An 8,650-nucleotide genomic window follows, 5' to 3' on the forward strand; every position below is an offset into this window, starting at 1 on the left:
CTGACCGGAGAACTCGACGGTCAGGTGGGTATGGCGAGGTAGCCCCTGGGCTCTGGTGGGTCCGGGGCTGCTGGTCGTGCTGGCGGTGGTGTGTCAGGCGCCTGCCGGGGTGAGGGTGACGTCGTGGCCCAGGGCGGTGAGCTGGCGGACGAGGTCGCGGGTTTTGCGGGTCGGGTCGAGGTTCTTGGTGTGCCAGTCGGGGCCGAGGTCGCGGTAGCGGGCGGTGGGGTCGTTCATGAGGTGCCAGACCGTGACCAGGATGGAGCGGGCGACGGCGACCAGGGCCTTGAGGTGGCCTCGTCGTTTGACGATGCGGCGGTAGCGGGCGCCGAGGAAGGTGTCGGTGCGGGCCGCGGAGACGGCGGCTTCGCCGAGTGCTCCGCGCAGCCAGGGGTTGCCTTTGCCCGCGGGCCCGGAGGTGTTCTTCGGGCCGGACTGGAAGGTGCGGGGGGACAGGCGTGCCCAGGAGGCCAGGTGGCCGGCGGTGGGGAACACGCTCATGTCGGTGCCGATCTCGGCGAGGATGACCTGGGCCGTGGCGGGCCCGACGCCGGGGATCTCGTCCAGGCGCTCGATGTCGGTCAGCGGCATCAGCATGCCCTGGCCGGGCCGGCCGTCGTCCCTGTCACCGTCCTGGTCGCCGGGGGTCGTGGAGAGTTCGCCGAGACGGGTGGTGATGCGGGCGGTGAGCTTGTCGATCTGCAGGGTGAGGTAGTCGACGGTGTCCAGCAGCATCCGCAGCATGAACGCGTGGTGTTCCTCGAACCCGCCGGCCAGTGCCTCTTGAAGCTCGGCGGGAGAAGCCTTGATGGTGCCGTGTGCGAGGCCCGCCAGGGCTCTGGGACTGCGTTCGCCCGCGATCAGTGCTTCGAGCATCGCCCGCCCGGAGACCCCGAAGATGTCGGAGATCACCGAGGACAGTTTGATCTGCGTGTCCTCCAGGAGTTTCTCCGCGCGCTGTTTGTGCCGGGTGCGCTCGTGGGTGAGGACCGCGCGGGAGCGGGTCAGGTCCCGCAGTTCGCGCACCGGCTTCGGGGCACGAACGAGGCCCTCAGCATGCCGCGTTCGGCCAGCTTGGCCAGCCACACCGAATCGAGCTTGTCGGTCTTCGGGCGGCCGGGGACGTTCTTCACGTCACGCGCGTTGACCAGCCAGCACTCCAGCCCCCGCGACTCCAGGAGAAAGAAGAAGGGCTTCCAGTACGTCGAGGTGGCCTCCATCACGACCCGGGTGATGCCCTGGCATATCAGGTGGTCCGCGAGGTCCAGGATGGCGCCGCTGGTCGCGGCCACGTGCCACACCCGCTGCACTCTCCGGCCGGGCTTTTCCTCGTGTGGGACCCGGGTGCACACCATCCCGGACGCCTTGGCGATATCGATCGCCGCGACCCGCTCCACCAACTCCGGGCCCTGCTCGCTCTCCTCGGCAACCGTCTCTGCCACGGGCGAGTGCCCCTTTCGATCGTTCCGTTCGTGCCGTCCGTACAAGGCGGCGCCCGCCCCAAGGGGCCACGGGGGAAACGAAATCTGACCGGCGTGCTCTACGGCAACAAGGCAAGGCCCCGCAGCGGCCCCTGCACCAGACTGACCTGCGGGCTTGGTGTCCCAACGAGCTACCGGAGTCGGCGAGCGGGCGCCGCGATCATGTTTTCACGCCGGCAAGGCGTTCCCCGACAGGGACCAGAAGGACTGACCTGGGACCGGGGCAAGGAACTCTCCGGCCATGCCCAGTTCGCCCTCGATACCGGGACGAAGGTGTTCTTCGCCGATCCGCACTCGCCCTGGCAACGACCGACGAACGAGAACACCAACGGGCTGCTGCGTCAGTACTTCCCGAAAGGCACAGACCTCTCCCGGTGGTCGTCCGCGGACCTCGAAGCCGTCGCCCTGGCCATCAACAACCGGCCCCGCAAAATCCTCGGCTGGAAGACCCCGGCGGAGGTGTTCGAGGAACAGCTACGCTCGCTACAACATCCCGGTGTTGCAACCACCAGTTGAACTCGCCGAGTACACGTCAGAGGCGTACAACACCCTGTGTGACCGCCTGGGCGTGGTGCAGTCCATGGGGCGGGTGGGGTCGGCGCTGGACAACGCCGCCGCGGAGTCGTTCAACTCACTGCTCAAGGTCGAGTACATCCACCGGCACCGGTTCGCCACCCGCACCGAGGCCCGTCTGAAGATCGCCACCTGGATCACCGGGTTCTACAACCAGCGACGCAGGCACAGCGCGGCCGGCGGCCTGCCACCGACCGAGTTCGAACGGACCATCACGGAAGCACGCAAGAAGAGCGACCAGAAGTGCCAGGCCGCATAGGAGAGGTCTCTACGAAACCAGGGGATTGACACCCAGCTCTACCTCACGCCTCGCAAGGAGGTGGTGATCCGGCGACTGCTGGCCCACCATGCTGAGCAGACACGGCAGGCAGCCGCCCGCATCGCTCCACCTCCGGCAGCCGACTACCGGCCGGAAAGTCTCGATGTGCTGTTCGGAGCCGGTGCCCGATGACCATCACCTCGTCGCCGAGCGCCGGCCGCCGCACATCGGCTGCTGGACTGGAGCCTCAACTCACCCGTGTGATGGCCGCCCGACAGCGCTTCCCCGCCCGCTGCGTTCCGAACAACTGGCCGGGTACCGAGCGTTCCCGCGCCGAGGCGGCCCGCTTGCTGTCCCGTCCGCCCTATACGCTGGAGAATACCGGCAGCGAACTGCACCACAAGCACGGCATCGTCATGGTGCTGGACTGGCTGGAAGATCAGCCTGGGCAGACCTGGCAGGAACGGTGGAAGGCCAGCGGCATCGAGCAGGCTGGCGCCGCCTGGCGGCCGGTGATCAAGCAATGGCTTCACGAGCGCGGCCTGAGGGCAGACTGGCGCATGCCGGTGGTGGGGCGGGCCCTGACTACGCTGATCAGTGCTGAGCTGCTGCGGCCATCGGTGGACTGGCTGGCCGCCGGGGCCAGCCGCCAAGGAGTGCTGGTCCGCTCCATGGCCCATAGCCGGGACCCAGACGGATTTGAGCGCCTGCGAGAGCTGGGTGCTCAAGCCCAGGGTGTGCGGCCGGGCGCCGTCACTACAACGCTCTGCCGCAGCGCCCTCATCCTCGCGGCCAAGGGCGGCACGATCGCCGACATCACCATCGGCGACGTCCTGGAACTTCTTGAGACCCAAGCCGTGGTGCTCAAGCGGGCCATGGTGGGGACCGAGGTGTTCTACCGCCTGCTTCACCAGTTCGGAGCCCTCGGAGAGGATGCCCCGCGGGGTCTGCGCGAGGTCCGCTACCTGGGACAACGGACCCCGGAGGAGCTGATCGACCGCTATGGCCTGCGCTGCCGTGATGTCCGTGACCTGCTGGTGGACTATCTCGGTGAACGTCAGCCCGCGCTGGACTACAACAGCTTGAAGTCTCTCTCCTACCACCTTGGCAAACGCTTCTGGCAGGACATCGAGCACCACCACCCCGACGCCGACAGCCTCCGCCTCGCCCCGGACGTCATCGGGCAGTGGAAGCAGAGGATCCGAACCAAGGACAAGACCGTCACCACCCCCGATGGCCGCCGCACGAGCATCAAGGTCGAGAGGCTCAACCACCGGGACACGCTCACCCAGGTGCGGGCCTTCTACCTGGATCTCGCCCAGTGGGCCCTGGAAGACCCCGGCCGGTGGGGCCCGTGGGTGGCACCGAGCCCGGTGCGAGCTGACGAGTTGGAGAACCGCAAAGTACAACGACGGCGCAAGGCCAGGATGGACGCCCGCACCCGCGAGCGTCTGCCGGTCCTGCCCATCCTCGTCCGCTCGGTCGACCAGCGCCGCAGGGACGCAGCCGCGGTGCTGGAAGCCGCCCGGAATGCAGACCCCGGCGAGGCATTCACCGCTGCCGGTCAGCAACTCGTACGCGCCGTGGTTCCGCACGGGACGGCCGGCCGGATCTGGGCCGAAGACCCACACACCGGAAAACGCCGCGACCTGGGACTCCAGGACGAACGCGCCTTCTGGACCTGGGCCGTAATCGAGGTCCTGCGGGCCACCGGCATCCGCATCGAGGAACTGCTGGAACTCAGCCACCACAGCCTGGTCCAATACCGGCTGCCCGCCACCGGTGAACTCGTCCCCCTCCTGCAGATTGTCCCGTCCAAGACGGACACCGAGCGGCTCCTGCTGGTCAGCCCCGAGCTCGCCGACGTTCTCAGCGCGATCATCTGCCGAGTCCGGAACACCACCGGTGCCGTTCCCCTGGTCCCCTCCTACGACCGCGGCGAATGCGTGTGGCAGGAGCCCGCCCCGCTACTGTTCCAACGGCGAATCTGCGGCGAGGACCGGGCGTTCACCGACGAAACCGTCCGCACCATGCTGGACCAGGCGCTCATCGACACCGGACTGACCGACGCCGCCGACGCCCCAGTCCGCTACACGCCACACGACTTCCGACGGCTGTTCATCACCGACGCCATCCTCAACGGACTGCCGCCGCATATCGCCCAGGTGATCGCAGGCCACCAGGACATCAATGTGACTCTCGGTTACAAGGCCGTCTACCCCGAGGAAGCGATCCAGGCGCACATGGCCTTCCTCGCCCGCCGCCGTTCGCTCCGTCCAAGCGAGGAATACCGTGTCCCCACCGACGAGGAATGGCAGGAGTTCCTCGGCCACTTCGAGCGCCGCAAAGTCTCCAGGGTGCGTTTCCGCTTGAGTGACGTGTCTTCGAGATCCGCTGCTTGATGAGGTGACGGCTCGTTGCGGTTGCTGGTGATCAACTGGCATGGAGAGGCCGCTCGATGAGTCGCGATGTCGTACTGCAGCAGCTGGATGAGCGATCGGCGGCATACCAGGCCGAGGCGGAACGGCTGCGTGCGGAAGCGGATCGGATCACGGAACTGCTGGAGGTGTGCGAGGCGGAGTTGGGGCGGCTGGTCACGGCCCGGCAGGTGGTCGGTGAGCTCCCGGCGGTGCACACGGCGGCAGCCGTTCCCGACCAGTCGCCGATTCCTGCCCCGCGCACCGGATCGGCCCGCATGCGCGAGCACGGGCAGGCTGCGGCCGCCTCGTTCGCCGAGCAGGTACTCAGGGTGCTGGCCGGCCATGCGGGCCCGGTGCGGTGCCGACGGGTTGCCGAGGGGCTGGGCCTGGAGATCACGGCACGCAACGTGGAACGGGTACGCCAGCGCTTGAAGAAGGCCGTTGCCGCAGGGGTGGTGGTGCAGACGCCCGGGGGCCTGTTCACCCTGGCGCGTGTGCCGGCCGCGGCGGGCGGGTGAACTGCCGTGCGTGGACGGTTCCTTCTTGTGTTGCCCGGGTGAATGAAAGCCGCTCAGCACAAGAAGGAACCCGGTGGCAACCTACCCCCAGCCAGCCCCCGACGCGGACGACTACGCGGCCTCACGCGCCCACCTCGAGGCGATGATCGCCCGTTTGAGTGACACAGACATGGCCGCATGCACCCAGGAGCGGCTCGAGGACTACCTCACCCGGTCCGGACGCGAGCTCCAGCGCATCGCGATGCAGGACTACCTGGACGCCGCTGCTCGCCGGGAGGAACGCCTGGCGGTGGTGAGGGGCGCCGACCAGGTGGCCCGCACAAGGGCCGAGCCCGGGCACACCCGCCGGCTCCTGACCACCGTGGGCCCGTTGGAAGTCTCCCGCATCGCCTACCGCGCCCCCAAGGCCGCGAACCTGCACCCCGCCGACGCCGTGCTGGCCCCGCCCGCCCGCCTGCACTCCGCCCCGCTGCAGCGGGCGGTGGTGCACGAGGTCGCCGACGGCCCCCTGCGCTCCGCCCGCGACGCACTCGCCCGCACCACCGGCCAGCACCTGGGCACCCGCCAGCTGCAGGAGATCGCCATCGAGGCCGCCCGCGATGTCCGCGACTTCTACGATCAGCGCGCCGGGAGCGCCGGCGAACCCCCGGCCGCAGCCGGGACCGAGGGACGGGACCTGCTGGTGCGGAGCATCGACGCCACGGGCGTCAACATGATCCCCTCCGGTCTGCGCACCCCGGCCCCGTCCCGTCCGGCCGGCCCGCAACCGCCCTCGGCCCAGCTCTCAAACAAGGAACGCACCGGACGCACCCGCATGGCCTGCGTCACCGCCTGCTACGACGCCGCCCCCGCACCCCGCACCGCCGCCGACATCCTGCCCCGCGACGCACCCGAACGCGCCGAGCGGAAGAAGGGACCGGCCGCGAGGAACCGGCACATGGACGCCTCACTCGAGCACTCCACCGCCACCATGGTCACCACCCTGTTCGACCAGGCCGAACGCCGCGACCCCGAACACCTGCGCCGCTGGATCGTGCTCGTGGACGGCGCCAACCACCAACTCGACTGCCTGACCCAGGAAGCGGCACGGCGCGGCGTGAGCATCGACATCATCATCGATTTCGTTCACGTGCTCGAATATCTGTGGAAGGCCGCCGACGACCTCCACCCCACCCAGCACACCCGCGCCGCCTTCGTCCAGCAAGCCGCCCGCGACCTGCTCGAAGGCCACGCCCCCCGCGTGATCGCCGACCTGCACGCCCACAGGCGCGCCCACACCGCCGCCAACCGGCCGGCCCCCGGCCTGGACCGCGCCGCCGCCTACCTGGAAGCCAAACAGCCCTACCTCGACTACCACATCGCCCTCACCCTGGGCTGGCCGATCGCCACCGGCGTCATCGAGGGCAGCTGCCGCTTCCTCGTGAAAGACCGTCTCGATGTGACTGGGGCACGATGGGGCCTGGCCGGCGGCGAAGCCGTCCTGCTCCTGCGCACCGTCATCGCCAACGGCGACTTCACCGAGTACTGGCAACACCACATGCGCCGCGACTACCAGCGCACCCACGCAGCCCTCTACCAGGAACAACTCGACATCGCCGCATGACCGTTCAAAATCTGCTCACTCAAGCAGAAACGCACCCAAGTCTCCATCGGTGCATGCGGCCGCGCATTCGGCACCCCCTGCATCCATGAGCATGCCTGCGTCCGCTGTCCGATGCTCTGGCCCGACCCTGCTCAGCGTGACCGGCTCGTCGAGATCCGTGACAACCTCCTCGCCCGCATCGCCGAGGCCGAACACGAAGGGTGGCTCGGCGAAGTGGAAGGGCTGCAGGTGAGCCTTGCCGGAGCAGAGAAGAAACTCGTGCAGCTCGACCGGCGCCCCGCCAACCGCAGCGTCGTCGACCTCGGCATTCCGACCAGCCAACCGGGCTGAAGAGCAGCGTCCTCATGATGGCTGCCCATCGCAGAGGAGGAGCCGGATGCTGCCGTGCGGCAAGATAGTCGCGACGGTATAGAGAGGGGCTCATGGACGGGAATTCTTGTGATGGTGGGGTTCACTCGCTCAGCGGTGGAGAGAGACGGATTCGCAGACCTGATCGGTGGTAGCTATTCAGCAGGGTGTGATCGGTTCGCGGACCGTGCGGCGTGATCGCTAGGGTGGCGGTGTGGAGGATCCCGACTGGTCTGCGAAGGACCTTCTTGCCGAGTTGGCCGCGGTACGCGGCGAGTTGGCGGCTTCCCGGGCCGAGGCGGCCGCGAAGGACGAGCGGATCGATCAGCTGCTGGTCCAGATCGCGGAGTTGACCACGCAGGTCCAGGCCCTGGTACTGCGGCTGTCGAGGGATTCCTCGACCTCCTCGAAGCCGCCGTCCTCGGACGGGCCGGGCAAGCGGCCCCGTGGCGGGTCCTCGCGTACCCGCTCGGGACGCAAACCGGGCAAGCAGCCAGGTGATCCGGGCACCACCTTGCGGCAGGTAGAGGATCCGAACGAGCGGATCGTCATCCCCGCTCCGGCATCCTGCGCCGGCTGCGCGTCCTCGCTGGTCAAGGTTCCGGTGGCCGCGGTGCGCCGCCGTCAGGTCTTTGACCTGGCCACCCCGCTTCCGCCGCAGGTCATCGAGTACGCCGCGGACGTCAAGTGCTGCCCCGGGTGCGGAAAGAAGGCCACCGGAGTCTTCCCGGCCGGAGTGGAATCGGCGGCCCAGTACGGTCCCGATGTCACCGCGAAGGTCGCGGACGCGGTCCTGGGACACCACATCCCGGTACACCGCTCGACACTGCTGGTGATGGAACTGTGCGGGATGAAGGTCTCCACCGGCTTCGCCGCATCCCTGCGAGGCCGGGCCGCCCGCCTGCTGGAGGCCGGGTTCCTGCCCTCGGTCCGCGCCCTGCTCTCCGGCGCACCCGTCGTGCACGCCGATGAGACCTTCACCCGCACCCGGGCCAGGACCGTCTTCCTGCACGTGGCCTCCACCGCGCACCTCACCCTGATGCACACCGGTGACCGCTCGGCCGCGACCATCGACGCCGGCCAGGTCCTGCCGCACCTCAGCGGTGTCCTGGTCCGCGACGGATACGCCGGCTACACCCACCTCGACCACGTCCTGCACGCCTGGTGCGGCGCGCACCTGCTACGTGACCTGCGCGGCATCCATGAAGCCGACCTCCAGGGCCAGCTGTGGGCCCGCGCCATGGCCGACACCCTCCTGGAAGCCAACCGTCTCGCGTCCGCCGCCCGCGACACCGGGCGCGAGGAACTCACCGCCGACGAACTGCGCACCATCCACCGGCTCTACACAGGAGCACTGGCCCGCTCCCGCCAGGACAACCGGAACAAGAACACCGAACTCGCCCGGCACGCCCGCACCCTGGCCAAACGTTTCGAGGAACACCGCGAGG

Annotated in this window: 8 protein-coding genes and 1 pseudogene; 7 read left to right on the forward strand and 2 right to left on the reverse strand. The window is 68.8% G+C overall.

Translation table 11 applies throughout. The annotated features are described in order from the left end of the window. Positions 1-93: 93 nt before the first annotated feature. Both B9S61_RS27150 and B9S61_RS42680 read right to left on the reverse strand, forming a co-directional pair. Positions 94-1,026 carry an IS110 family transposase gene (locus B9S61_RS27150; RefSeq protein WP_258039676.1) on the reverse strand — a complete coding sequence of 311 codons (933 nt, stop codon included), beginning with the start codon at positions 1,024-1,026 and terminating at the stop codon, positions 94-96. Then, entirely contained in the window at positions 1,005-1,442 is a 438-nt protein-coding gene (locus B9S61_RS42680; protein ID WP_258039675.1) for a transposase, read from the reverse strand. Before B9S61_RS42680 ends, B9S61_RS27150 begins: the two co-directional genes overlap by 22 nt. A 222-nt stretch (positions 1,443-1,664) precedes the next feature. On the opposite strand from B9S61_RS42680, the pseudogene B9S61_RS27155 reads away from it, so the two are divergent. The 7 genes and pseudogenes from B9S61_RS27155 to B9S61_RS27190 all read left to right on the forward strand — a co-directional run. After that, positions 1,665-1,997, forward strand: a pseudogene (locus B9S61_RS27155) (IS30 family transposase); the annotation flags it as partial. Continuing rightward, positions 1,981-2,313: an integrase core domain-containing protein gene (locus tag B9S61_RS27160; RefSeq protein WP_146064958.1), complete on the forward strand. Its 333-nt coding sequence runs from the start codon at positions 1,981-1,983 to the stop codon at positions 2,311-2,313. The pseudogene B9S61_RS27155 and the gene B9S61_RS27160, both read left to right, overlap by 17 nt. Positions 2,314-2,501: 188 nt before the next feature. Further along, entirely contained in the window at positions 2,502-4,715 is a 2,214-nt protein-coding gene (locus tag B9S61_RS27170) for a site-specific integrase (protein ID WP_103544597.1), read from the forward strand. A 56-nt stretch (positions 4,716-4,771) separates the two neighbouring features. Then, entirely contained in the window at positions 4,772-5,251 is a 480-nt protein-coding gene (locus tag B9S61_RS27175; protein ID WP_103544598.1) for a hypothetical protein, read from the forward strand. Between the two features lie 73 nt (positions 5,252-5,324). Further along, entirely contained in the window at positions 5,325-6,854 is a 1,530-nt protein-coding gene (locus B9S61_RS27180) for an ISKra4 family transposase (RefSeq protein ID WP_103544599.1), read from the forward strand. Positions 6,855-6,965: 111 nt separating this feature from the next. Beyond that, complete coding sequence (locus tag B9S61_RS42685) at positions 6,966-7,184, forward strand: hypothetical protein (RefSeq protein WP_258039870.1); 219 nt, start codon at positions 6,966-6,968, stop codon at positions 7,182-7,184. Positions 7,185-7,416: 232 nt separating this feature from the next. Next, positions 7,417-8,650: transposase (locus B9S61_RS27190; protein ID WP_146064883.1), on the forward strand; the 1,234-nt coding region annotated here is incomplete at its 3' end.

Origin of the sequence: Streptomyces sp. SM1 (genome assembly GCF_002910825.1) — a bacterium.
In the GTDB taxonomy this organism is placed as follows: Bacteria; Actinomycetota; Actinomycetes; order Streptomycetales; family Streptomycetaceae; genus Streptomyces; species Streptomyces okerensis.